We start from the raw sequence: 25344 nt of genomic DNA, 5'->3' as shown, positions 1-25344 counted from the left end.
ATCCGGTGACGGAGAAGCGATCGCGGCCCACCATCGCCGACGTGGCACGGCACGCCGGGGTGTCGACCACTACGGTGTCGCACACGTTCAGCGGCAAAGGGGTCGTCGCCGCCGCGACGCGGGAGCGGGTCCGCGCGACCGCGAAGTCCCTGGGCTACCGGCCGGACGTGGTCGCGAGGGGGCTGCGCAGCAACCGCCTCGGCATCCTCGCCCTCGTGCTCCGGCCCCTCGAGACTCTGGATTCTTCGCTCCCCGAGGGCGTCGACTACTTCCTGCGGTTCGCGGGTTCGGCGGCGCTGGCCGCGATGGACTTCGGATACGGGCTCATGCTGGTGTCGGACCCGACGCGCGAAGAGTCACCGGCCGCCGCCCTCGCCTGTGACGGGTTCCTGATCACCGAACCCGTCACCGACGATCCCCTCATCGAGATGCTCCTCGGGGAAGACGTGCCGTTCCTGTCCGTCGGCAGGGATCCGGCGCGGGCCGAGTACGAAAATTGGATCGACACCGACACCGAACTCATGACCGGCCTGGTGCTGCGGCACCTCGACGAAGCGGGGGCCACGCGAGTGGCCCTCGTCGCCGGAACCGACCCCAATTCGTGGAACCTCGGCGCCGAGGCCGCCTACCGCGCCTGGGCGGAGTCGCGCGGTCAGGACCCGCTGGTCGCCCATCGGCCCGAGACCACCGGGGAGTCCGGCGGCCGCGACGCCGCCGACGAACTCTTCGACCGCAGCGACCCGCCCGACGCGGTGTACTGCCTCACCGGCAGGCACGCGGCCGGAGTGCTCGCGCGTGTCCGGGAACGCGGACTCGAGGTTCCAGGCGATGTCCAGATCGTCGGCGGCTCCGACTCGGAGCACACCCGATCCGCGACGCCCCCGATCACCTCGGTGGACCTGCAGCCCGAACTCCTTGCCCGCGTTGCCGTCACACAGCTCGTCAACCGACTCGACAACCTCGACCGGCCCGTGCCGCCGGGGAAGCTCCACGGACGCCTCATCGTGCGGAACTCCACCCGGACGTCATGATTCGACCGATGGCAGCGATATCCTTGTGGGCACGCCATCGAGAGGCGAGTCCACGGTTGTATCTGTGCTCTGGTCGTGCCGTCGGAACCAGCGCGCGGCGGCACGAGCCGACGGGGTGAGTAGACCGTCCGATGGGTGAAGGTGATCCGCTCGACACGCAGCGGTACGTCGTCCCCGGCGTGGCGTCGGAGCTGAGTGCGGCCGGTTTGGACGACGCCCAGGAGATCGGGCGCGGCGGTTTCGGTGTCGTCTACCGCTGCACCCAGGCCGACCTGGATCGCACGGTGGCGGTGAAGGTGCTCACCGTCGATCTCGACGAGGAGAACAAGGCCCGGTTCTTCCGGGAGCAGCGGGCGATGGGCCGGCTCACCGGCCATCCGAACATCGTCGGCGTCCTGCAGGTCGGGGCCACCGACAGCGGAGTTCCGTACATCGTGATGCCGTATCACCCGGACGGGTCGCTGGAGGCGCGGGTCCGCAAGGAGGGTCCGCTCGAACTGGACGAGGTGCTGCGGCTGGGGGTGAAGATCGCCGGCGCGGTGGAGACGGCGCACCGGCTGGGCATCCTGCACCGCGACGTCAAACCCGCGAACATCCTGCTCACCGAATACGGCGAACCAGAGTTGACGGACTTCGGCATCGCCCACATCAGCGGCGGTTTCGAGACCGCGACCGGCGCGGTCACCGGGTCGCCGGCCTACACCGCGCCGGAGGTCCTCCAGGGTGACCCGCCGAGCCCGGCCGCGGACGTCTACGGCCTCGGGGCAACGCTGTTCAGTGCGCTCACCGGCCACGCCGCGTTCGAACGCCGCAGTGGGGAGCAGGTGGTCGCGCAGTTCCTGCGGATCACCACGCAACCCGTGCCCGACCTGCGGGAGCACGGGATCCCCGACGACGTGTCCGACGTGATCGCCCGGGCGATGTCCCGTACTCCCGGTGAACGTCCGGCGACGGCGGCCGACTTCGGGGAGGAACTGCGGCGGGTCCAACTCGATCGCGGTCTTCCGGCCGACGACATGGCCCTCCGGACGGGACCCGACGCGCAGGTCCACGAACGAGGGCACCGGCGGCGCGGCACCACACCGGCGAGCGGTGTGACGGGCAACCTCCTCCTGGAACTGACGAGCTTCGTCGGCCGCCGGAACGAGCTCACCGAGGCCAGGAATCTGCTCGCCGGGTCACGGCTGGTGACACTGACCGGGATCGGCGGGGTCGGCAAGACGCGGCTGGTGATGCGGGTCGCTGCGGCGGTGCAGCGGGACTACGGCGACGGTGCGCGGCTGGTCGAGTTGGGCGAACTGCGCGACGGGTCGTCGCTGGTGGACGCGGTGGCCGCGGCGGTGGGGGTGCGGGACCACTCGGCGCGGCCGCTGCGTGAGGTGTTGATCGAGTTCCTCGCCTCCCGAGAACTGCTGCTGGTCCTCGACAACTGCGAACACCTGGTGGACGCGGTGGCCGGGCTCGCCGAGACGCTGTTGCGGGTGTGCCCGGCGCTGCGGATTCTCGCGACCAGCCGCGAACCCCTGGGCATCGGGGGAGAGGCGGTGTTGCGGGTGCCGCCGCTGGCCGTGCCGGATCCCGATCGGAAGCCGTCGTTGCGGGGATTACCGAAATACGATGCGGTGTCGTTGTTCGCCGACCGCGCCGCTGCCGCGGTTCCCGGATTCGCGCTGACGGAGGACAACGCGGCGGCGGTGGCGGGGATCTGCCACCGCCTCGACGGGTTGCCGTTGCCGATCGAACTGGCCGCGGCCCGGTTGCGGGCGATGTCGCCCGAGCAGATTCTGGGGCGTCTGACCGACCGCTACACGCTTCTGACCCGCGGCAGCCGCGGTGCGCCGACGCGGCAGCAGACTCTGCGGTTGTCCATCGACTGGAGTTTCGAACTGTGCACCGCCCGTGAACAACTGGTGTGGGGCCGGTTGGCGGTGTTCGCGGGCAGTGTCGAACTCGATGCCGCCGAGCAGGTGTGCGGCGCCGGCCTGGGCCCGGACGAATTGCTCGACACGCTGACCTCCCTGGTGGAGAAATCGATACTGATCCGGGAGGGGCACGGGTCGGTGGTGCGGTTCCGGATGCTCGAGACCCTCCGCGAGTACGGTTGCGAGAAGCTCGAGCAGACCGGCGAGACCGTGACTTTGCGTCGCCGGCACCGGGATTGGTACGAGGCGCTGGCGCTCACCGCGGAGGCCGAGTGGATCAGCGCCCACCAGTTGGACTGGATCGCCCGTTTGAAGCGGGAGCAACCGAACCTCCGTGAGGCACTGGAGTTCTGCGTCGACGACGATCCCGCCGCCGGCCTGCGCACCGCCGCCGCACTCCGCTGGTTCTGGACCTCCCAGGGTCTGTACAGCGAGGGGCGGCGCTGGTTCTCCGAGCTACTGGCCCGCTGTCCCCGAGAGCCGACGGTCGACCGGATCAGGGCGCTCTACTGCGCCAGCGTGATGGCCAACGTGCAGGGTGATCTCGAGTCCGGTGCCGCGCTCGTGGCGGAGGCGCGGAACCTCACCGCGCACACGAGCGACCCCAAGATGCGCGCGTTCGTCTCTTTCGCCGACGGAACGTCGGCGCTCTACAGTGGGGACCTCCCTGACGCATGCGCGCACCTCGAAACTGCACTCGCGGAGTTCAGTACACACGGGGATCGCACACTCGAGACGAACGTGCTCTATCTTCTCGGGTTGGCCTACGGACTGTCCGGCCAGACCGAGCGGGCCGTCGTATGCCACGAGCGGGTCCTCGCGATCACGGAGAAGTACGGCGAGAAGATGTACCGATCGCATTCGCTGTGGGCCCTGGGAATTGCGGTGTGGCGACAGGGCGCCGCCGATCGCGCAGTCCGGTACCTCGAGGAATCACTGGAGCTGTCGCGGCAGGTGCACAGCCCCCGCTTCGCCGCAGCCGCCGTCGAAGCGCTGGCCTGGATCGCGTGCGAGAGGCGAGATCCGACTCGGGCCGCGGTGTTGATGGGGGCCGCGCAATGGCTGGCGAGGTCGGTGGGCAGTGCTGCGGTCATCCATTCCAATCTGATTGTTTACCAAACGGAATTCGCCGAGAAGGCCCGGCAGGACATCGGGGACACAGCATTCGCGGCGGCCCACCGCAAGGGTGAACAGCTCGGCTTCGACGCGGCCATCGCCTACGCCCTCCACGAAGCGCAGCCCGGCGCCTCCACACCGGACACCGACGCCCCGACGCGCCTGACCAAGAGGGAACGCCAGGTCGCAGACCTCATCGCCGAAGGCCTGACCAACCAGGCCATCGCCGACCGCCTCGTGATCTCACCGCGCACCGCCCAGGGTCATGTGGAGCACATCCTTGCCAAGCTGGGTTTCACCTCCCGCACCCAGGTCGCGGCCTGGGTCGTGGAGCAGGCGCACGGCTAGGTCGGTGGCCGAGTTCGGTCTCTCGGACGCAGTGCGCCGATGGCCGCGGCGATCAGGCAGGCGACGGCCCCGAGAAGCAGTCCTGCGCGGCCGCCCCACTGCTCACACACCCATCCGGTGATGGGCCCGCCGACCGCGGTGGATCCGATGAATGCCATGCCGAACAGGGCCATGACCCGTCCGCGTTTGTCCGGTGCGGCGGCGAGTTGCAGGGTGCTGTTCGTCGTCGAGTTGAACGCGACACTGCACGCTCCGACGCAGACCATTACTACCAGCATGACCCACAGAGTTGGGGCGACGGCGGCGACGAGGAGAACGGCTCCGAATGCCGTCGCGGTGACGACGAGCGGCCCGGTTCCGGTACGGCCCCAGGTTGCGACAGCGAGCCCGCTCACCACCGATCCCGCTCCCATCGCGGCGGTGAGGAAGCCGTACGCTCCCGGACCGGCGTCGAGGGTCCGGTCGGCGATCACCGGCAGGACTACGGGGAATTCGAGGGCGAAACAACCGACCAGCGCCATCATGGTCAGCGGTACGGTCAGTTCGGAGGACTGCCGGACGTACGCAAGCCCTTCGCGGAGCTGACCGCGAGCCCGGACCGTCGGTGGTGACGGATTGAGCTGCGAGACATCGAGAGTGAGCAGGGAGATCACGACCGCGACGAAACTTGCGGCGTTGAGAAGGAAACACAGCCCGACACCGCCGGCGGCGATGACGATCCCGGCGACGCCAGGGCCGACCATCCGGGCCGTGGAGGTGAGCACCGATTGCAGGCTGACGGCGTTGCGAAGTTGATCGGCCCCGACCATCTCGAGGAGAAACGATTGGCGCGTTGGAGTGTCGAAGCACTGGTTCAGGCCGAGCGCGAGCGCGAGAACGTAGACGTGCCAGAGGTGGACTGTCCCGGTGACGGTGAGAATTCCGAGGACCAGTGCCTGCACCCCCATCAGGGTTTGCAGGGCGATCATCAGGCGCCGCTTGTCGACCCGATCGGCAACGACCCGCCATACGGGGCGACGAGGAGCATCGGCACGGTCTGCAACGCCATCACCGCACCGATTGCGGTGGCGGAGCCGGAAAGTTCGAGGACGAGCCATGACTGGGCGATGGTCTGCATCCACTTGCCGGCCTGCGAGATCGTCTGGCCGGTGATGTACCGGCGGAAGTTGGTGGTGCGCAGCGACGCGAAGGTCTGCCCGCGGAGGCCGGAGAGGACGGTCATCGGCGTCGTGTGCTCCTTCCATTGGCGATCCTGAACAGGCCGGGTGTTCGGCTCGAAAGAGCCGAACCCCCGGCAAGACCCGTGGTCTCGGCGAAAAGTACCTATCCGGCCAGGCTGGGATACAGCCGTCGCGCGGTGCCCGCGAAGATCTCGCGGCGTTCGGGCTCGGGTACGTCGGCCAGTACCTTGTGGGCGAGGGCGACGAGTTCGGGCAGTGACTGTTCGGCGGCGGGCAGGTTGGAACCCCACGCGATCCGGTGCGCTCCGAATGCTGCCAGCACCGGATCGAGGAAACCAGAGGCCTTTTCGCCGGCGTCGTGGAGAGGTTCGAGGTTGCGGTGGGTCAGCTTGAGGTGCAGGCCAGGGTGAACGGCCAGCTCCGCCACCGCTTCGCCGGCGTCGGCGGGCGAGGCTGCGATGTCGGGGTACCCCATGTGGTCGAGCAGCACGCGGACCGACGGGAACCGGCGAAGCAGCTGGTGCACTTGCTCGGTCGCCGGTCCGAGCCGCATCTGCAGGCACACCGTGACTCCGAGTTCGGTGGCCTTGTCCCAGAAGGGATACGTCTCCGGCGCGGCGAACCACTCGCCCTGGGTGGGTACCGTGCTGCCGCTGGTGAACAGCCGGACCCCGGCGAGGCCGTTGTCGCCGACCGCGGCCTCCAGGTTGTCGGCGGCGTCCGGCCGCAACGGATCCACCGTGCCCACCACGATGAACCGGTCCGGCCGCTGCGCACGGCTGTCGAGGACGTAGGAGTTGTCGTAGCCGTAGGCGGTTGTCGCCTGTACCAGCACGGCCTGGCCGATCCCGGCTTCGTCCATGCGCTCGACCATGCCGTCGGCGGTGACGGGGCGGGTGGTCGCCCAACCGGACTGGGTTCCGCCGATCGGGGCCCGGGGGTAGCGGGTCACGTCGTCGGAGATGATGTGGCAGTGGGTGTCGACGATGTCCAAGGTCTACACCTTTCTCGTTCGGTGGGCTGGCTCAGGCGTCCGGGTACTCGCCCTTGGCGAACACCTGGTGGGGATCGGTGGAGAAGTCCGGGTCGAGGAGGCCCTGGTCCCGGGAGTACTTCACGAGCGCGCGCACACTCGCGTCGTTGGCCTCGAGACCGTAGGGGATCGGATCGCTCTGGATCTGCTTGGCCTGCTTGCCCAGTCGCGGCAGCGCCGACCACTGTGGATCGGCCTCGATCTGACGGCGCTTGCTCTCGGCGAATGCGGCGTACAGGGCGGTGGGCAGCCCGGGGTCGCGGTCGACGAGTTCGCTGCGGATCGCGATCACCGAGTGCAGCGGATAGATCCCGGTGCGCAGGTACCAGTCGGTGGCGAGCACCTCGTGGTCGGGGAACAGCGGGTACGGCCCGTCCTCGACCGCGGGTTGCTCGGCCGCCGCCGACCACCCGGCGCGCGGCGCCCCCGCACGTCCGGTGCCGGCGTTGCCGCTGAATGCGGCGTCGATCTCGCCGGCCCGCAGCAACTCGCCGAGCGACCGGCCGTCGGTGACGCGCTCCACGTTCGAGGGAGCGCGGCCTTCGATGTGGTCGTCGTCGTCCACGACCCATTTCACGGTGTCGATGTCGAGGCCGTACTCGTCGCGCAGGATGCCGCGCATCCACACCCCGGTGGTCACCGTGTACGCGCGGACACCGATCCGCTTACCTTTCAGATCGGCGGGGAAGCGGATTCCCGACGCCGAACCGCACTGCACATCGGCGTGGTGGAAGCGGCGGTTGAGGAAGACGGGGATGCCGGTGAGCGGAACTCCGGCCTGCAACGCCATCAGGTAGGAGGTCGGCGCGAGTTCGCACACGTCGAACTCGAGGTCGCGGATCATCCGGCGGTATGCGCCGATGATCGGGCTGACCTCGACCGGTTTCACCTCGTAGCCGTTCACCGTGACGTCGCCGCCCAGCAGGGCCTGCACGTGCCGGTAGTCGCCGAGTGCGACCGAGAGCGTGTTCATGTTCAGCCTTTCGTATTCCAGAGGGAGCGAGTGGTTCAGCCGCCGAGCCGGGACGCGGTCACCCCGAGCGCGGCGCAGGTGCGATCGACCAGTTCGTCGAACTCGACGCGGCGCGGCAGCACCCCCTGCTCGTAGGCGTAGCGGGCGGCGTCGGTGACAGGTCCGCGCAGACCGTCGAATCCGAACGGGCTCAGGTTCACCGGACCCGCTGCGGGAGCGGTGGTCGCGGCGGCCTCGGCCAGCGCGTCGTAGACCGCGAGTATCGCCTTCGGGTCCTCGTCGCCGGCCGCCGCGCTGAACCCCACGACGTGGTTGATCGGAGCGAAACCCTTGCGTGCGGCCCATTCGGCGGCGACCGCGAGGGCGTTGGGAATGGCGGTGCGGATCCGGTCGTCGGAGGGCAGTTCGTTGCCCATGATCCCGTAGTCGAGCCTGCCTTCGAGGAAGTCGGCCTGCAGTCTTGCGCCTTCGGGGGCGCGCGTGACCCACGCCGGGTCGGTGGCCCCGTCGACGTGCCCGCCCTCGTACGTGTGCCAGTCCACTTCGGACAGATCGAGGCCGTACTGCTCGCTGAGGAACCCGCGCAGCCACACTCCGGTGGTCTGGCTCCACGAGCGCACGCCGACGCTCCGCCCCCGCACACCCTCGACGTCCAGTTCGCCCAGTGTCACCAGGGTCTGATGCTGGTACCGGCCGAGCATGGTGATCGGCAGCAGCGCCACCGGCTTGTCGTGTGCGGCCGCCTGCAGCAGCGTCACCACGGCCAGCTCGCACACGTCCGCCGCCGCGTCGTTCACGAAACCGCGCGATGCCTTGTGCACGGGCCGGATGTCGAGACGTTCGGGCGTGGCACCGGCGGCCGCGGCCCCCTCGACGGCCACGGCAGCGAGATCGTCTCTGCCCAGTACGATTTTCATTGACGAGTCCTCGTTTCGTTGGTCGTGATCAGTCCCCGCGCGGTCATACGTCCTCGCCGTACTGCATGCGCCGGTAGGGCACGCTGAGCACGTCGCGGGTGATGCGCACGTCGATCACGGTGGGCCGGGGGTCGCGGACGTACTCGGCCAGCGCGGCGCGCAGTTCGTCGGTCGTGCGGACGGTGGCGCCGCCGCCGCCGAGTGCCTTTCCGACCGTGCCGAGTTCGGGGGTGGGGATGACGGCGAGCTCCGGGTCGAGGCCCTTGGCCTTCGCCTTGTGGTATTCCGCGCCGAGGCCTTCGTCGTTCATGACGACGACGAGCACCGGAAGGCCGTAGCGGCAGGCGGTCTCGAACTCCGACACGTGCATCAGGAAGCTCGCGTCGCCTTCGACCACGAACGTCGGCTTGCCGCCGTTGGCGACGACGGTGCCGATGGTCAGCAGCGGGGCCTGGCCGATGGCACCGAACATGCCGTAGTTCGAGGTGATCTCGCGGGACCGCTGGAAGAGCATGGTGCCGAAGTCCGTCTGGTGCCCGCTGCCGAGCACCAGCCCGATCTCGCCGGGAAGTTCGGCGTCGAGCACCGAGATCGCCTCGCGCGGGTCGAGCAGGCCCGGCTGACTGCGGAACTCGGCGGGGTCGATCAGCGGGGCCGTGAGCCGGCCGTGCACCTCGGGGGTGTGGAAGCCTTCCATCTCGATACCGCGAACTCCCAGCGCGCCCGACAGGGCATCGAGGGCGGTGACCGCGTCGGCCTGCATGTAGCAGTCGGCGACCTGACCGTTGCCCATCACCAGGTGCGGCGCCGTGTCGATCTGGATGAACCGGGCTTCGGGGAACAGGTATCCGCTCTCGATGGTGTAGTGGTTGAGGCTCGCGCCCACCGACACCACGCAGTCGGCCTCCTGCAGCAGTTCCATCGCCAGCCTGCTCCCGAACAGTCCCGCGATCCCCACGTGGTACTCGGTTTCGCCGCTGAGCCAGTTCTTGGCCTGCAAGGTGGTAGCGAGTAGGGCACCGGTGCGACGCTGGAGCGCGAGGATCTGCTCGCCTGCTTCCGCGTTGCGGGCGCCCCGTCCGGCGACGATCACGACTCGTTTGCTCGCCCCGATGATTTCGCACGCCTGCTGGATCCGGTCCGGGTGCGGTAGCAGCTTGGGGGTCCGGAGCAGCTCGGTGGACGGGACGTACGGCATGTCGTCCTCGAACTCCTGCAGCTGCACGTCGAACGGGGCGCTGATCATCACCGGCCGGGACTGGGTGCGGGCCAGATAGAAGGCGCGCTGCACCACTTCTGCGGCCGACTCGGCCTTGGTCACCTGCAGGAATTCGCACTCGATCGCGGCGGCGAACCGGCGCTGGTCGAGGTACTGGACGGCGCCCGTGTCACCCAGAGGCGTCTCCCCGCAGAACGCGACCAGCGGGATGCGTGCCCGGCTCGCCACGATCATCGACGTGGCCAGCTGCGCGGTACCGGGACCGCTCGTCGTCGTCACGACACCGGGCCTACCGGATGCGCGGGCGTACCCGTGCGCCATGCTCAGGCCCGCACCCTCGTGACGCACCTCGTACAGGCGCGTCCCACGGGTGGCCAGGGCATTCATCCAGTGCATGTTGGCGTCGCCCATCATGCCGAACACGTCCGTGGTGCCCTCGGCGGCGAATGCTGCTGCGAGCGCTTCGTAGACCTTCACCGCGCGACCTCCTCTTGCTTGTTCTGGTTGGTGACGCGGCTTGCCAAGCGGGGGAACACCTTCAGTGCGTTGCCGCCGTAGATCGCCTGCCGGTCGGCGTCGCTGATGGAGTCGATGGAGTCCAGCAGCGCCTTGGTGTCGTCGAAGCGGCGCCCGGTCTCCGGGTCGACGCTGCGGACGGCGCCGATCATCTCGGAGGCGAAGAGCACGTTCTCGGCGGGGATGATGTCGGTGAGAAGTTCGAGGCCCCGCTTGTGGTAGACGCAGGTGTCGAAGAAGACGTTGTGCAGCAACGATTCCTCCAGCGGGGGCCTGCCCTGGTCCTGCATCATCCCGCGGTAGCGGCCCCAGTGGTAGGGCACCGCGCCGCCGCCGTGCGGCAGGATCAGCCGCAGCGTCGGGAAGTCGGTGAACAGGTCCGACTGGCACAGCTGCATGAAGGCTGCGGTGTCGCCGTTGAGGTAGTGCGCGCACGTGCCCTGGATCGCGGGGTTGCGCGACATCGCGACGTGAATCATCGCGGGCACGTCCAGCTCCACCATCTTCTCGTAGAGCGGGTAGTAGATCCGGTCGGTCAGCGGCGGCGCCTGCCAGTACCCGTCGGAGGGGTCCGGGTTGAGGAGGCATCCGACGAATCCGAGTTCTTCGACGCAGCGCTCGAGTTCCGCCGCCGACCGGCGGATGGAGGAGGCCAGCGCGTCGCCGGGCGACTGCGGAAGCTGGCACACCGCGGCGAAACGGTCCGGGAACAGGCCGCACACCCGGGCGATGAGGTCGTTGCTGACCTGCGACCAGACCAGGCTGGTCTGCTCGTCGCCGTAGTGGTGGGCCATCTTTCCCGCGCCGGGGGAGAAGACCGTGAGGTCGGTGCCCCGCTCGAGTTGGAGCTTCAGCTGCCCCTGTTCGATCGCGGTCGTGATTTCGTCGTCGCCGATGTGCAACTCGTCGGGTGAGACCCGCGCGCCCGAATCCTCGAACGCCTTGATCTGGCGCTCGCGCCACTGTCCGAGCGCGGGTGGCGCGGTGGTGAAGTGGCCGTGACAGTCGATGATCATGAAGGTTTTTCTCCAGGTGAGTGTTCGGGGTCAGGAGCGACCGGTGAGTTTGCGGCCCAGTTCCAGGCCGGGGTAGCTGCGCACCGGCGCGGACATGAGGAAGCGGTAGCCCTCGTCGAGCACCTGCTCGACGTTGCTCGTCGTCACGTGCGGGTGGCCGACCACGACTTCGTGTTCGTGACAGATCTTCACGATCCGGCTCCTGGCCTCGACCATCAGCGGGTGGTCGAGTTGGCGGGGAACACCCAGTTCCTGGCTGAGATCGCCCTCACCGATGAGGATGAGACCGATTCCGGGAACCTGTTCGAGGATCGCCGGGAGGTTCTCGATGCCGAGTTGGTCCTCGATCTGGATCACGACGAGGATCTCGCCCTCCGGGGCGAGCGGCCACACGTCGGCCTTCGCGTAGTATTCGTCGTTGGACAGGCCCCAGTACCGTGCGGCGGCCGCAGGCGCGTCGCCGCGCAGTCCCGGCGGGTCGTACCGCTCCTCGCCGGGCAGACGGGGGTACCGGCAGGCCGCGACCGCGTTGCGCGCTTCCTCGACCCGGCTGATGTGCGGCCACACGATTCCGTACGCCCCGAGGTCGAGAGCCTGCTTCGCGTGCCACTGGCCCTGTTCGGCACCGTTGACGGGAACCCGGATCAGCGGGGTGGGCGACGGGGCGAGCGTGCCCGATTCGAATATCCGTCGCCGGTTGAGCAGATACTGCAGGCTGTCCCGCAACGTCGTTGCGTCCCAGGGTTTGTGCTCGGCCTCGAACACCAGGCCGTCGTAGTCGCTGGTCGCGAAGTCGAGCGCTGCCGCCGGCTCGGGAGCCGCGAACGCCGCGAAGGCGTGCTGCCCCGATTCCAGCGCACCGATCACACTATTGAGTCTTGCCACTTGCCACTCCGCTCTGCTCGCTCTGTCGCTTGTGAATGGTCCTGCGCCACCAGGCGCGCACGCGGGCCCACACGGTCGGCCGGCTCGGCGCCGGCACGACCGCGGTCTCCCCGGCGCACCGGCGCACCAGTTCGTCCGTGAAGTCGTTGGTCATCCGGGACACCACGGCGCCGGCGCCCGCTTCGATCACCGACGCGAGCTTGCCCGCGAGGGCTACCTCGCCGGTCACCTGCACCCGTGCGCCGCCCGCGTGGTCCTCGGTGATCCGGAAGTTCGCGTGCGCGGTGAACCGCGTCGCGCCCTGCCCGTCCCGTCCGCGCGCCGAAAGTCGTCCCTCCCAGGCGGGCTCGTCCAGCTCCAGCGACATCCGGGCGCCGAACCGCACTCGGATCGCGCTGAATTTCACGACCAGCGTGCCGTCGAACGAGCCGTCGTCGTGGAACTGGCCGAGTTCGGCACCGTTGATGCACGACACCACCTCGGTGGGGTCGGAAATGACCGCCCACACCCGCCCCGGTGGCGCGGGTACGGCGATTGCTTCGTCGATCTTTATCACAACTGTGTCCTCGCTTGACGATCGTGAACAGCCACCACAGACCACTGTGGCGCTTCGGGGAAACTCGCGAGACTCGATCAGCGAGCTGGTGTCGGAGGGCGTGCCCTCGCCGGCAGCGAGCAGTCCGGTCGCCAGATAACACCGGCGTCATCCGAGTCTCCCCGGTCGGCTCTCGGATTGTTTAACAACTTTCTGTCGTCAGACTAGCAGCGGAGTGCGCCGAACAGCAAGAACTTGTTTTCCCGGCATCGGATTGCCCATTGTGCCCGACGCGATCGGGCTCATCTTGTAGAACAATTTGGATTGGTGAGCCGATTGTCCCAGCGTGATCGCGCCGCCGGACGCGAAACCGGTGCCTTCGCCGCCCGCTTCGGCCTGGCTTCCGCAAAATTGTTAGACGATCTGAGCCTCAAAGGCTTGTAATGGGCGTCACTCCCGCGTAAATTGAGCGAAACCGTAAGACAAAACCGATATTCACCCATCGGTCGAATGACGGCATCGGCGCACTGACACCAGTGCACTCCCCGGGTTCGGAGGCACACCACATGCACTCCCCGGGTTCGGACGCAACAGAGGAGTTGTATTCATGTCCACAACCTTGTCCATCGCGGCGAAGTCCTACCCGCACACGGCGTTCCTCGCGGAACCCGGCTTCAGCGTCGAGGGACATCCCGTCGAGCTCGCGGCAGCGGATCCGATCTACAAGGCGTTCGCTCCCATGGTGCGTGAGCTCCGGTACGACTTCAGCGAATTGGCCATCGCCACCTATCTGCAGGCCCGCGAGGCAGGAGCCCCGATCGCGCTTCTGCCGGTGGTACTCAGCGGCGACTTCCACCACCACTCCCTGACCCGCTGGCCCGGCTCGGCCGAAATCAGCCCGGCGGATCTGGCGGGCCGGCGGGTCGCGGTCCGGGCCTACAGCCAGACGACCGGTCTGTGGGTGCGCGGAATCCTGCACGAGGAGTTCGGCGTCGACGCCAAGGAAGTCACTTGGGTGACCACCGAGGAGCCGCACGTCGCCGGCTATGTCGAGCCGCCGAACGTCGAGCGCACGACCGGCAAGGTGCTCGACGTGCTCGAGCGCGGCGATGTCGTGGCCGCCGTCCTCGGTCCGCCGGCGCTCGACGGGGCGCAGGGGCCGCTGGTGCCGATCATCCCGAACTGGCGGGAGGCCGAGGAGGCATGGGGAGCCCGGCACAAGACGGTGCCGATCAACCACGTGCTCACCGTCCGGCGTGACCTCCTCGAGGCCGAGCCGCGCACGGTATCGGCGCTCTACCGGGCTTTCGGAGACCGGATCGAGGCGCGCAAGGCCGCTGAAACCGAGCCCGGTCCCCGCGTGCGTGCCCTCCGCTTCGGAGTGACCGACGAGCTCGTCGCCGGTCTGCAGATCGCTATCGACTACGCGTTGCAGCAGAACGTCATCCGCACACCCGTGACGGTGGCCGAACTCCTCGACGACTTCACCCGGCATCTCGGCGAGCTCGCCTGAGCGCGCCCGCCCGCCACTTTCCGCCCGCCACCCCACCCACCAGTCGTGAGGTACTGATGTTCAGCGTCGACACACACACCCACATCATTTCGCCCGACACCGATGCCTACCCCGCAGATCCGCTCGGCGGACACCGGTCCACCTGGTCCCAGGAACGGCCCACCGACATCGACGGCCTGCTGCGAGCGGCCGATGCCGCCGACGTCGACCACCTGGTCGTCGTCCAGGCCTCCACGGTGTACGGATTCGACAACAGCTACGTAGCCGATCAGCTCTCGAGGCACCCCGACCGCCTCAGCGGGGTGTGCTCGGTGGACTTCCTCTCCCCGAAGGTGGTCGACGACCTCCACCACTGGATCGACGAGCGGGGCTTCTCGGGGGTCCGCATCCGTGCCGCGGACGGAACGACCGCCGTCCCGACACCCGGCCGCGGACTCGACGACGAGCGCATGGCGCCGGTCTGGCAGTTCCTGTCCGACCGCCGGGTGCCGGTCTGCATCCAGATGCACGCCCAGCACGCTCCGATCCTCGCCGGGCTCCTCCAGCAGTACCCGGGACTCACCGCGATCCTCGACCACGCGGGCCGACCGCAACTGGACTCCGCGCCGTACCCGAGCGCGGACGGAGTTCCCCGGCTCAGCGACACGGGTCGCGTGTTCGTCAAGATCACGCCGCCGGCCGTACTCCGCGCGCAGCGCGAGAGCGGATCCGCGGCACCGCTGGTCCGCACCCTGATCGAAGAGTTCGGGGCGGCCCACGTCATGTGGGGTTCGAACTTCCCCGCCTCGGCCGGATCGTTGTCGGACCTGGCCGACCTCATCAGGGAGCAACTGCCGTCACTCGACACATCCGACCTGGAGCTGATCGCGGGCGGCACCGCCGGCCGGCTGTACGGGCTCTCCCAGGGCAGCTCCGTCACCACTGCCGCGAAGGAATGTTGATCGCTATGAAGCGCTTTCGGCGCAGGCTCTGCATGGCCTCGGTCATGGCAGTCGCCGTCGTCCTGGCCGCCTGCGGCGGTCCGCCGCCCGTTCCGGACACCAAGAACCTCGACGAGCTGTACCAGGCCGCCAAGGCCGAAGGGGAGGTCGTCTGGTTCGCGCCGAAGCCGGAGGCTCAGATGAAGCCGGCGATCGACGCGTTCGAGAAGAAGTACCCGGGGATCGAGGTCAGGTACACGAACAAGAAGGCTCCGGATCTGGTCACCCAGCTCAATGTGGAGCAGGCCGCCGACCGGGTGACGTTCGATGTGTCCAACGCAGGTGGGCTCACGGTCTTGCCGTCGCAGTCCATGGCGGCGAAGGTCGACTGGGCATCATACGAGGTGCCCAGCGACCAGATCTTCGCCGACGACTTCGTCTACGTGTGGGCGGTACCGAAGGTCTGGGCCTACAACACCGACGCCCTGGCCCCGAACGATGTGCCCGCGAGCTGGGACGACCTGCTCGATCCGCGATGGAACGGCGGAAAACTCAGTGTCGAGTCGCGCGGATCCTTCATGACCGTGTGGGCCCAGGACCCGACCCTCGGCGCCGACGCCGGTCTCGACTACGCGTCCCGGCTGGCCGAGCTGAATCCCCACTACACCGAAAACACGACGCAGGCCCACACACTCGTCGTGTCCGGTCAGACGCCGGTCGGCACCGACCTCATCAACCTCGTGCTCGAGGACGAGTCGAAGGGCGCGCCGGTCGCCGTCGCACCGGTGGGCCCCACGAACGCCAACAAGTCGTATCTGTTCGTGGCCGACGGCGCACCGCACCCGGCGGCGGGTCGCCTGCTCACCGCCTTCCTCGCCTCCGAAGAGGGCCAGTCCGCACTGGTCGGCACGTACAACTCGGTCATTCCCACCAACACGGACTGCACCGACGCCGCCACGAACCGTGTCATCGGCGCCCTGTGTGACGCCGGTGTCGAATGGTTCAGCGAGACCGACATCGCGCAGTACGAGCAGTTCTCAGATTTCTTCCCCGAGGTCGAAGAGGCCTTGGGCACCAACGTCAACTGACGGCTCCCACCGCCGCACCGCTGCCCGTGACGGGCGGCAAATTCTATCCCCTCACCCTTGGAGACTTCAGCGATGCAGTCCGGCACCCAGCTCTCCACCGGCGTACGCCCTCGACCCGACGACGTACGCCCTCAGCCCGCCGACGTACACCACCCCAAGCGCCGGGACCGCGTCCTGGTCGGCGTCAACATCGCCATCGGCGCGATCGTCGCCTATCTCATGCTCTTCCCCCTGGGCATGCTGTTGTTCAGCAGCCTCAAGGACAGCGAGACGAAGCTGCCCTTCCAGGTCCCCGGGTTCACGCTCGACAACTTCACCGCGATCTTCTCCTCGAAACGCCTGGTCGACGTCGCGCTCAACTCGTTCGTCTTCGTGGTCGGCACCGTGTCGCTGGCGTTGGTCGTCAGCGTCAGCCTGGCCTACCTGTTCGAGCGGACCGACATTCCGGGACGCCGTTTCCTCGCGCCGAGCACGCTGGCCCCCATGGCCGTGCCAGCCACGGTCATGGCGGTGGCCTGGGTCCTGGCGGCCAACCCCACCAACGGCCCCATCGCCATCGTCATCGAGCGGGTCTTCGGGCTCTCGATCGACATCTACTCGCTGCCGGGCATGATCCTGGTGGCAGGCATCTTCGGGGTCCCGGGCATGTACATCATGCTCGCGCCGACGTTCGCCCGGCTGAACCTCGAATTCGAGGAGGCCGCGGCCACGTCGGGTGCGGGCTGGTGGACGCGAACCCGCAAAGTGGTTCTGCCGCTGACGATGCCGGGGATCTCCGCGGCCAGCATGCTGCTCGTCGTCATTGCGCTCGAGGAGTTCGCGATCCCGGCCATCCTCGGAATGCCGGACCAGATCTTCGTGTTCAGCAGCCTCATCCAGGCGTCCCTGCAGCCGCCGTCGGGTCTTGCCAATTACGGCCAGGCCAGTGCCTACGGCATCATGCTCGTTCTGCTGTCCCTCGTGATGATCGCCGTCTACCGGCGTCAGACCCGCGAGTCCCACCGATTCCAGGTGGTGGGCGGCAAGGGGTACCGGTCCACACCGGTGCGGCTGGGGCGGTGGCGCATCCCGGTCGCCGGCATCGTCTCGTTCTACGTTCTCGTCGCGATCATCGTGCCCATCCTGACCCTGGTCTGGACGAGCCTGACCCCGTACCTGCAGCCGATCAACTTCGACAACCTGGGTGCGCTCAGCCTCGCCAACTACGGCGCGATCTTCACCAACCCGAACCTGACGCACGCGGTCGTCAACACCCTGGTGATCAGCCTGATCACGGCGACGCTGACTGCCGGGTTCGCCCTGTGGCTGGCACTGGCCTCGACCCGCGCCGGACGCCTCGGCAGGGGCCTGTTCGATCTGTCCTTCCTGGTCTTCGCCATCCCCAGCGTCGTGCTCGGCATGGCGGTGCTGTTCCTCTACCTGTACCTGCCCATCCCGATCTACGGCACGATCTGGATCATCGTCATCGCGTTCACCACCCGCTACATCCCACGCGGATCACGCATGATCCAGACGGCACTGTTGCAACTCGACAAGGGACTCGAAGAGGTGGGCCGCGTCAGCGGGGCGTCCAACGCCGTCGTGCTGCGCCGGGTGGTCTTCCCGCTCGTTGCCCCCGCGGTGTCGAGCACGTGGCTGTGGGTGTTCGCCAACTCCCTGGGCGAACTCCCGATCGCGCTGCTGCTGTCCAGTTCCGACAACCGCACCGTCGTGGTGCTGCTGTGGGACATGATCGGTGAAAGCGCGAACTATCCCGAGGCCAGCGCCCTCGCGGTCCTCCTGCTCGCCCTGTCCGCCGTCTCCGTCTGGTGGGTCAACCGCCGTGGCTTCCAACAACACATCTGAGGTGCCGTGAACATGAAAACCCTCGTTGGTTCCGACCATTCCGTGCAGATCTCCGGCCTGCAGAAACACTTCACCCGCCCACACAGCGGCGAAGTGACCCGCGTCATCGACGATGTCAGCTTCTCCGTGCCGCAGAACAGCTTCTTCACCCTGCTCGGGCCCAGTGGGTGCGGCAAGACGACCACCCTCCGCTGCCTCGCCGGACTGGAGACCGCCGACAGCGGCGAGATCTGGATGAACGGCCAGGCCGTCTTCTCCGCCGCGGCGGGCCGCGACGTGTCTCCCGACGTCCGGCCGATCGCGATGGTGCCGCAGTCCTACGGAATCTGGCCGCACATGAAGGTGTTCGACAACGCCGCATTCCCCCTGCAGTACGGCCGCAAGACGTACCCGCGCGCCGAGCGGGAGCGTCGCGTCCGAACCATGCTCGAACAGGTGGGCCTGTCGGAGTACGCCGACCGCTGGTCCACCCAGCTCAGCGGCGGCCAGCAGCAGCGGCTGGCGCTGGCCCGCGCCCTGCTGTGCGAGCCGGAGGTCCTGCTGCTGGACGAACCGCTGTCCAACCTGGACGCCAAGCTGCGCTCACAGCTGCGCGCCGAGTTGCGCTCGTTCCAGCAGAAGTTCGGCGTCACCACCATCTACGTGACGCACGACCAAGGTGAGGCCCTGGCCATGTCCGACACGATCGTCGTCATGAATCGTGGGCGGGTCGAACAGATCGGATCACCGAGCGAGATCTACGACTCGCCGGCGACGCGGTTCGTGGCAGACTTCGTCGGCAGCGCCAACCTCATCCCCGGAGTGCTCGACCGGCCGGCGGGCGCCGGCGACCGCGTCGTCGACGCCAAGACGACCGTCGGGGTGGTGCGGTGCGAGCGTTTCACACCCCCACCCACCCCGCCCACCCCCGGCCAGGAAATGTTCGTGTGCATCCGGCCCGAAAACATCCGTATCCTCCCCGAGGAGCGGGACACTCACGGTCCCAACCGATTCCCGGGGCGCATCGTGACCACCGAGTATCTCGGCGACCGCCAGGAGATGGTCGTCACCGTCGGGGACGTGTCGCTCCGCGCGCACGCCGACGCGCACCTCCGTGCTCGCCCGGGCGACGACGTGACCGTTGTCCTGGACCCGGCGTGGACGGTCGCGCTGTGGTCGTAACCGCCGCCGGGTAGCGGGCGGCCGGCGTGGTGTTCTGAGCCGGCCGAGGACCTCCTCACGAATGGAGGAGGTCCTCACCGCGAGTGCTCAGCCGACGGGAGCGCCGAACCACCGCGACAGTTGCTTGTCGAGTCCCGGCTGGTCGTCGCCGGCCCAGGCGACGTGGCCGTCCGGACGGAGTAACACGGCAGGCGCGACCGACTCGGCGTCCGCATCCACGACGGAGTCGACCCGATCCGCCCAGCCGTCGATCGAGAGCCGGCCGGTCCGGTCGAGCAGAAGTCCGCGGCCACGGTGCATCCGTTCGTACAGGCGCCCGCTCGCGAGGCCGATGTCCCGGAGCCGTTTGCCGAGCAGTTCGTGCCCGTCGCCGAAGTCGTAGCGGATCCCGATGGCGGTGACCTTTTCCATCAGGTAGCGGCTCACGACCTCGAAGTCCATCAGCTCCGTCACCAGCCGGCGCACCGCCTGGGGGCCCGGTTCGGTGGACATGAGCTCGCTCTGAGCGCGGGTGTTGTTCAGTACGTCGGCACCCACCGGGTGCCGTTCGGAGTGGTAGCTGTCCAGCAGATCGACCGGTGCCCAGCCGTTGATCTCGGCGGCCAGTTTCCAGCCCAGGTTGAAGGCGTCCTGGATCCCGAGGTTGAGGCCCTGTCCTCCCAGCGGCGGGTGCACGTGCGCGGCGTCGCCCGCCAGGAACACCCGTCCGGCCCGGTAGCGCTCGGCCTGACGGGTGGCGTCGCCGAAGCGGGAGAGCCAGCGTGGTGAGTGGACACCGAAGTCGGTGCCGGCGAACGCTCGCAGTTGCCTCTTGACCTCCTCGAGCGTCGGGGGGACGGTGCTGTCCTCGGTGACGCTCTCGGCGGGGACGACGACCCCGTACAGTCCGTTCCCGGCGGGACCGACGCCGAACCCCTTGTGGGTCTTGCGGACCTCGGCCACGATCGCGGCGAGTTCCTCCGGCGGAGTGGTCGCCTCCATCTCACCCCGCAGCCACTCGACCTTGGCGGGTTCGCCGGGGAATCCGACGCCGAGCAGCTTGCGGACGGTGCTGCGGCCGCCGTCGCAGCCGACGAGGTAGCGCGCGTGCAGTCGGGTGCCGCCGGAGCGAGGCTTGCCGAGCGACCCTGTCTTCGACCCTGCTTCGGCCAGCTCGACGGTCACCCCGTCGGCGTCCTGGCTCAGGCCGACCAGTTCGCTGCCGCGCCGGATGTCGGCTCCGAGTTCGGCGGCGTGCTCGGCCAGCAGGCGGTCGGTGACCGGCTGGGGGATGCCGAGAATGTAGGCGTGCGCGGTGTCCAGACGGTCGGGCCACGGTTTGTCGATGCCGGCGAAGCGACCGCCACCCGGGTACTGTTTGCCGTGCTCGAGAAAACGTTCGAGCAGTCCGCGCTGATCCAGGATCTCGATGCTGCGCACGTGCAGGCCGAGCGAACGGACCTGTTCGTTCGGCTGGGTCTCCTTCTCCAGCACCAGCACGTCCACACCGTGCAGTCGCAATTCGGCGGCCAGCATCATGCCGGTCGGTCCGCCGCCGGCGATGATCACATCGGTCATGAAACCCCGTTCATCCTTTCCGCAGCTGGTCGTCCGACGTCGGGAAGTTCAGCTGAAGTGCTCGCCGGGCCGAAGACAGGTGATGCCGCATCGCCGCGGCGGCGGACTCCGGGTTGTGCGTGACGATCGCCGCGAGGATGGCCTCGTGCTCTCTGACGGAGTCGGTGCGCGGGTTCGCGCGGCGGTCCGCGTCGCGGTACTGCTGCACGACGAGCGGATAGAGCAGGCTGTCGACGAACCTGGTGAGTGTGGCCTGCCGTGCCGCCTGCTTGACCTGTTCGTGAAACTTGCGGTTGAGATTCCAGTATTCCTCGCGTCCGCCGGGTTTCTGCAAGTCCCACATGCGCTTACAGGTCTCGGTCATCGCGGCGATGTCCGTCTCGGTGGCGCGTTCGGCGGCCTTCGCTGCCAGCGCCGACTCCAGGACCGCGCGGGTCTCGAGAATCTCGATCGCCTCGTCCACCGAGAACGAGCGGGTGCGAGCGCTCCGGTTCGCCTCGGTGGTGACATAGCCCTCCTGCGCGAGGCGCGCCAGCACCGAACGGATCGTCCCGCGTGAAACCTGGAGCTGGGTGGTGAGTCCCGACTCGGTGAGGCGGGAGTCCGGTTCGTAATGACCGGAGAGGATCAGGGCGCGCAGGTCGTGATACGCCTGCAGCGTCCGGTTGGCGCCCGAATCGGGGCCGCCCTCGTTGTCCGGGTCTGCGCCCGCAGCTAGCACCATCGTGTGTCACCTGACTCGCCGGGACGAGTGGGCAGCGTCGTCATCGGAGCCTCACCCGTCATGTTGTACAACAACATCGAACGTACCGTGTCGAGCGCTCGATGCGAACGCAGTTCGGGGGCATGAAAATCTTCCCTTCCCGAGTCGATCAGGTCCGTGCTGACGTGCACTATTGTTGCACAATTCACGCCCCAGTCCGATGTCTGCACGGTCGCCGCAGCCGACCACGAAGGACCGCCGGCGATCGCATGGAGACGCCGCAGGTGGCGGTGCTCGATGAGGGCAAAAACTGTGCTGCGCAAGCAGTTGACGGAAGCGCTCGGGCCCAAGTGCGGGCACGACACGCGCCGACAATGGCCACCAATGGACTTCCGTAGGTGATGATCGCTAGATGGATCCGCTGCGACTCCTCGCGCATCTACTCGAGCAAGCAGCCTTGATCGACATCATGGCGGTCGTCGTAGTCACCGGGGGAGTCGTAGCGGCCATCTGGATGGTCTGGACTCGCCTATTTCCACGAGCTAGCGCTCTCGCGGTACACGCCGAGGTGCCCCCCATCGAAGATCACAGTGACCCTGGGAGCTATCCCTCGCTCGAGCTTATCGAGGGATACATCGAAAGAACCGTCGATTCACAGGAACGACGCGTTACCAGCATGGACCAACGAGGAGGGGTGCTACTCGGTTTTGCCGGTGTCATTGTCGGACTTGTGTTCCGGGACATCGACCATCTGCATGGCTGGGGGATCGTCGGGGGCGTTCTCGCGGTCCTAGCGGGCGCATTGGCCGGGGCTGTTATTTTTCCTGGCACAGCCAACACGCTCTCCCCGGTCGAACTGCTCGAGGGGTATGCGTTGGAGGACCCGGCGGTGACCAGATTCAACACACTGTCCACTTTGGCGGATTTGTTCAAAGAGGAGGAAGGTCGAGTTCGACGGAAGGGCCAGCTGTTGCAGGGCGCTACCCTCTTGCTTCCTCTTGCGGTATTGGTCCTCTTCATCGGGGCTATTCTGAATTACTAGATCGACGCGTAGCCGAGGAGGCGCAATGAGTGAATCAACCCACGTTGAACGCGCGCCTAAGGCTGCACCGAGGGTGCGGCTGAGGTCGGACCCAAATCTGGTCGGCAATCTCGACGGTGACCAAGGCTCGGTCGCGCGGGCTAAGCGGTACATCGAGCAGAAGGAGACTGAGCGCCGTGGCGAAGAATCAAAGTGAAGCGTCACCGGGAGGGGCAGCGCCAGCCCAGCCCACCGCCACTGATCCGCAGACGAAGGCCAGGGCACCCCGGGTGAAAGCATCGTCGGATCCTCGCCTGAAGCAAGAAACCATGCAGAACAAGGTCGACAAGGCGACCGAGGCTCGCGAACTGTAAGCTGCAGGAGGACCGTGGTCCTGTCGTGACAACGGGTGCCGAGTCTGGTCGCGGCTTCCCCTCCTCGGTGGCCCGTCATCGACAAATCAAGATCGACCGTCACCTGGGCAGACCCGCGGGGTGCCCGGCGGATCCGCTGAGCTTGGTGACGGTCTCCTGAAGTTCCTCGAGATAATTCACGAGGACTTGCGCCGGTGTGGCGTCGTACTCGAGGCACACCTTCGCGGCGGCAGCGGTGGCGATGGCGTGCTGCCCGCCATTGCCCATGAACTTGGTGACCGATCCGGCGATGTGGGTCACGCTGATGTGTTTTCCGGCCATCATCAGGTTGTCGATGTCGGCTGAGTACAGGCACCGGAACGGCACCTCGAACGGAATGTCGTCGCGGGTGTCCCACTTCCAGTCCCGGAGCCGGAAATCGTACGTGTCGTGGCCTGGGTAGTGGAGACAGAACGCGCCGGAGTTCCAGGCGACGGTGTCGTCGAACCTCGTGTGTTCACGAATGTCGTTCTCGGTGAGTACATACGGGCCCTTGTACCGGCGGAACTCGCCTTGGCCGGGAACGTGTCCGACCCAGTCGAGTGCCAGGTTCGCATAGGTCTCAGGTTCGAGGGTCTTGACGTTCGAGAACGTTCCGTAGACGGCCCGCAAGAGGTGGTCACGGATGTGTTCGGCGTCGGTGTAGGGATCGAGGTCGTGGCCGTACTCCCAGAAGTGGGTCAGCGGGGACAGCATACGTCGGCGGATGCTCGGGTCCGGGGTGCGGGCGGGGCCCGCCACGGGTCCGGGTGCGTTGTCGATGCCGGGGCGTTCGAGCTGTCCGCCGAGGTTGGCGTAGTCCTTGGCGACGTCGACGGCCCAGGGGACATCAGGGAAGTCGGTGGGCTGATCTGCCTGTCGGGTTCGGAAGAACACGGTGTTGCCGTGATGCGATTCGACTCGGTTCTCGGGAGCGAGTGGCTCGTCGAACTCGGCTCGGCTCTCGTAGCCGAACATGGTTTCGGCGCCGGCGAGCAGGCCGAGGATCGCGGTGCCGGTGCAGTCGATGAAGATCGCGCCGTGGAATCGGGTCTCACGTCCGGAGCGGGCGTCCCGAGCATCGATCGAGGCGATCCGGTCGCCGGTACGGGCAACGTCGAAGATCTGGTGCTCGAGGAACACCGACACGGTGGGTTCTGCTCGCAGGAGATCGAGAGCGGCAAGATCGCCGTCCTCGTGCCGTGTTGAGAGTGCCTCGACGAGGGGACCGGTCTCTCCGCGGGGGGTCAGTCCGATCTCGTTGCTTGCGTTGCCGCCCAGAACCGGGCGATTCTGGATGAGGGCCACGGTCAGGCCCAGCCGGCCCGCTGCGAGTGCGGCTGCAGAGCCGGTGACGCCCCCACCGGCGACGACCAGGTCGAACGTTCCGCCGTCGACCGGCTCGTGCGGCAGGCCACGCAGCCGACGCCTCCAGGAACGAGTTTCGGGATCGATGCCGTTGAGTGGTTCCGTGTCGCCGGTGGTCAGGTAGAGGGCATCGCATCGGCCGTCGAACCCGGTCAGGTCGGTGAGTGCGATCCTGGTCGGGCCGGAAGCCAGGTCGATCCGGCCCACGTGTTCCCAGCTCCAGTCTTGTCCGTTCGCGCCGAGCTCGACCGGCAGCCGCTCGCCGTCGAACGAGACGGCGAATCGGCCGGGGTGATGGGAGGGCACCCAGTCCTTGGCACGCACCCAGACGCGATAGGTGCCGGCCGCGTCGACGTCGATTGTGGTCGTGGCGTCGGCGACGGGGACACCCAGACCGTGCGCGAGAAGGTACGACGAGCCCATCTCCGCCTCGAACTGGGAGTCGAGTGTCCAGCCACCGAAGTCGTCGAACTCCTCGGCCTCGACAAGGATGTGATGGCCCTCGGGCAGAGGCTGATCTTCTGTCATCGGACTCTCCTATGTGTGGTTGCTCATCGGGCTGGCACGAGTCGGGCTAGTTCACGCCGCGAGCCATGTCCTTCCAGAACGGCGCCCGCAACGTGAACTTCTGCAGCTTTCCGGTGGCCGTGCGGGCGAGCGCGGCACGAAAATCGACGGACGTCGGAGCCTTGTATCCGGCCGCCCGGTCCTTGCACCATGCGATCAGCTCACGCTCCATGGCGGGGCCGGGCTCGGCCTCATCCGCGAGGACGACGAGGGCTTTGATCGTCTCGCCCCACGTGTCGCTCGGAACTCCGATCACCGCGACCTCGGCGACAGCGGGGTGGGAGAACAGAAGGTCCTCGACCTCGATGGAGCTGACATTCTCGCCGCCGGTGATGATGACGTCCTTCCTGCGGTCCTTGATGGTGACGTAGCCGTCATCACCTATCTCGGCACCATCACCGGTGTGGAACCAGCCGCCGTCGAGCGCGGCCGCCGTCTCCTCCGGCTGTTCCCAATATCCCTTGAACACGACGTTGGACCGTGCGAGCAGTTCGCTCGCAGCACCGGTCTGCGGATC

The 25344-nt window shown here is 67.5% G+C and carries 19 protein-coding genes and 1 pseudogene; 8 read left to right on the top strand and 12 right to left on the bottom strand.

What is annotated here, in order from left to right; all coding sequences use genetic code 11:
- Positions 1–5: 5 nt before the first annotated feature.
- Together P3H15_RS19720 and P3H15_RS19715 are read left to right on the top strand one after the other, a co-directional pair.
- The gene (locus tag P3H15_RS19720; protein ID WP_276138799.1) at positions 6–1031 is read left to right on the top strand and encodes a LacI family DNA-binding transcriptional regulator; all 1026 of its coding nucleotides are present in this window, start codon (positions 6–8) and stop codon (positions 1029–1031) included.
- A gap of 131 nt (positions 1032–1162) precedes the next feature.
- Positions 1163–4417 (top strand): protein kinase, encoded by a 3255-nt coding sequence (locus tag P3H15_RS19715; RefSeq protein WP_276138798.1) that lies wholly within the window; start codon positions 1163–1165, stop codon positions 4415–4417.
- Here the strand turns inward: P3H15_RS19715 and P3H15_RS19710 are convergent.
- The 8 genes and pseudogenes from P3H15_RS19710 to P3H15_RS19675 form a co-directional block, all read right to left on the bottom strand.
- Positions 4414–5639: pseudogene (locus P3H15_RS19710) on the bottom strand (MFS transporter). The gene P3H15_RS19715 and the pseudogene P3H15_RS19710 sit on opposite strands and share 4 nt — an antisense overlap.
- Before the next feature lie 101 nt (positions 5640–5740).
- Complete coding sequence (locus P3H15_RS19705; protein WP_276138797.1) at positions 5741–6592, bottom strand: amidohydrolase; 852 nt, start codon at positions 6590–6592, stop codon at positions 5741–5743.
- A gap of 31 nt (positions 6593–6623) precedes the next feature.
- Entirely contained in the window at positions 6624–7604 is a 981-nt protein-coding gene (locus P3H15_RS19700; protein WP_276138796.1) for a 4,5-dihydroxyphthalate decarboxylase, read from the bottom strand.
- 35 nt (positions 7605–7639) lie between these two features.
- Complete coding sequence (locus tag P3H15_RS19695) at positions 7640–8521, bottom strand: hypothetical protein (protein WP_276138795.1); 882 nt, start codon at positions 8519–8521, stop codon at positions 7640–7642.
- A 43-nt stretch (positions 8522–8564) separates the two neighbouring features.
- Complete coding sequence (locus tag P3H15_RS19690) at positions 8565–10217, bottom strand: thiamine pyrophosphate-binding protein (protein ID WP_276138794.1); 1653 nt, start codon at positions 10215–10217, stop codon at positions 8565–8567.
- Positions 10214–11272 (bottom strand): amidohydrolase family protein, encoded by a 1059-nt coding sequence (locus tag P3H15_RS19685; protein ID WP_276138793.1) that lies wholly within the window; start codon positions 11270–11272, stop codon positions 10214–10216. The genes P3H15_RS19690 and P3H15_RS19685 overlap by 4 nt, the downstream gene beginning before the upstream one ends.
- 30 nt (positions 11273–11302) lie before the next feature.
- A complete protein-coding gene (locus tag P3H15_RS19680) occupies positions 11303–12157 on the bottom strand; it encodes an HpcH/HpaI aldolase/citrate lyase family protein (protein WP_276138792.1) in 855 nt (284 codons plus the stop codon).
- Positions 12141–12713, bottom strand: coding sequence for an SRPBCC family protein (locus P3H15_RS19675; RefSeq protein WP_072943569.1), 573 nt, complete (start codon positions 12711–12713; stop codon positions 12141–12143). The genes P3H15_RS19680 and P3H15_RS19675 overlap by 17 nt, the downstream gene beginning before the upstream one ends.
- 586 nt (positions 12714–13299) lie before the next feature.
- Here P3H15_RS19675 and P3H15_RS19670 point away from each other — a divergent pair.
- The 5 genes from P3H15_RS19670 (at position 13300) to P3H15_RS19650 (ending at position 19219) form a co-directional block, all read left to right on the top strand.
- Entirely contained in the window at positions 13300–14205 is a 906-nt protein-coding gene (locus tag P3H15_RS19670) for a hypothetical protein (RefSeq protein WP_276138791.1), read from the top strand.
- Positions 14206–14261: 56 nt separating this feature from the next.
- Positions 14262–15146 (top strand): amidohydrolase, encoded by an 885-nt coding sequence (locus P3H15_RS19665; RefSeq protein WP_276138790.1) that lies wholly within the window; start codon positions 14262–14264, stop codon positions 15144–15146.
- A 5-nt stretch (positions 15147–15151) separates the two neighbouring features.
- Positions 15152–16213, top strand: coding sequence for an ABC transporter substrate-binding protein (locus P3H15_RS19660; protein WP_276138789.1), 1062 nt, complete (start codon positions 15152–15154; stop codon positions 16211–16213).
- Positions 16214–16285: 72 nt separating this feature from the next.
- The gene (locus P3H15_RS19655) at positions 16286–18058 is read left to right on the top strand and encodes an iron ABC transporter permease (RefSeq protein ID WP_276138788.1); all 1773 of its coding nucleotides are present in this window, start codon (positions 16286–16288) and stop codon (positions 18056–18058) included.
- 12 nt (positions 18059–18070) lie between these two features.
- Positions 18071–19219, top strand: coding sequence for an ABC transporter ATP-binding protein (locus P3H15_RS19650; protein ID WP_276138787.1), 1149 nt, complete (start codon positions 18071–18073; stop codon positions 19217–19219).
- Positions 19220–19306: 87 nt separating this feature from the next.
- Here P3H15_RS19650 and rox read toward each other — a convergent pair whose 3' ends face one another.
- Positions 19307–20776 (bottom strand): rifampin monooxygenase, encoded by a 1470-nt coding sequence (rox, locus tag P3H15_RS19645; protein ID WP_276138786.1) that lies wholly within the window; start codon positions 20774–20776, stop codon positions 19307–19309.
- Positions 20777–20786: 10 nt separating this feature from the next.
- On the bottom strand, positions 20787–21500 hold the full coding sequence (locus tag P3H15_RS19640) for a GntR family transcriptional regulator (protein ID WP_276138785.1): 714 nt from the start codon (positions 21498–21500) through the stop codon (positions 20787–20789).
- 391 nt (positions 21501–21891) lie between these two features.
- On the opposite strand from P3H15_RS19640, the gene P3H15_RS19635 reads away from it, so the two are divergent.
- Positions 21892–22521: a hypothetical protein gene (locus tag P3H15_RS19635; protein WP_276138784.1), complete on the top strand. Its 630-nt coding sequence runs from the start codon at positions 21892–21894 to the stop codon at positions 22519–22521.
- Between the two features lie 452 nt (positions 22522–22973).
- Here P3H15_RS19635 and P3H15_RS19630 read toward each other — a convergent pair whose 3' ends face one another.
- Together P3H15_RS19630 and P3H15_RS19625 are read right to left on the bottom strand one after the other, a co-directional pair.
- Entirely contained in the window at positions 22974–24788 is a 1815-nt protein-coding gene (locus tag P3H15_RS19630) for an FAD-dependent oxidoreductase (RefSeq protein WP_276138783.1), read from the bottom strand.
- Positions 24789–24834: 46 nt separating this feature from the next.
- Positions 24835–25344, bottom strand: a 510-nt coding sequence (locus P3H15_RS19625; protein WP_276138782.1) for a class I adenylate-forming enzyme family protein, incomplete at its 5' end; no start/stop codon positions are given.

The organism is Rhodococcus sp. T2V (assembly GCF_029269925.1).
GTDB classification, from domain to species: domain Bacteria; phylum Actinomycetota; class Actinomycetes; order Mycobacteriales; family Mycobacteriaceae; genus Rhodococcus_F; species Rhodococcus_F koreensis.
The sequence above is the reverse complement of the archived record's forward strand: the minus strand, read 5'-3'. Positions and strand labels throughout refer to the sequence as shown.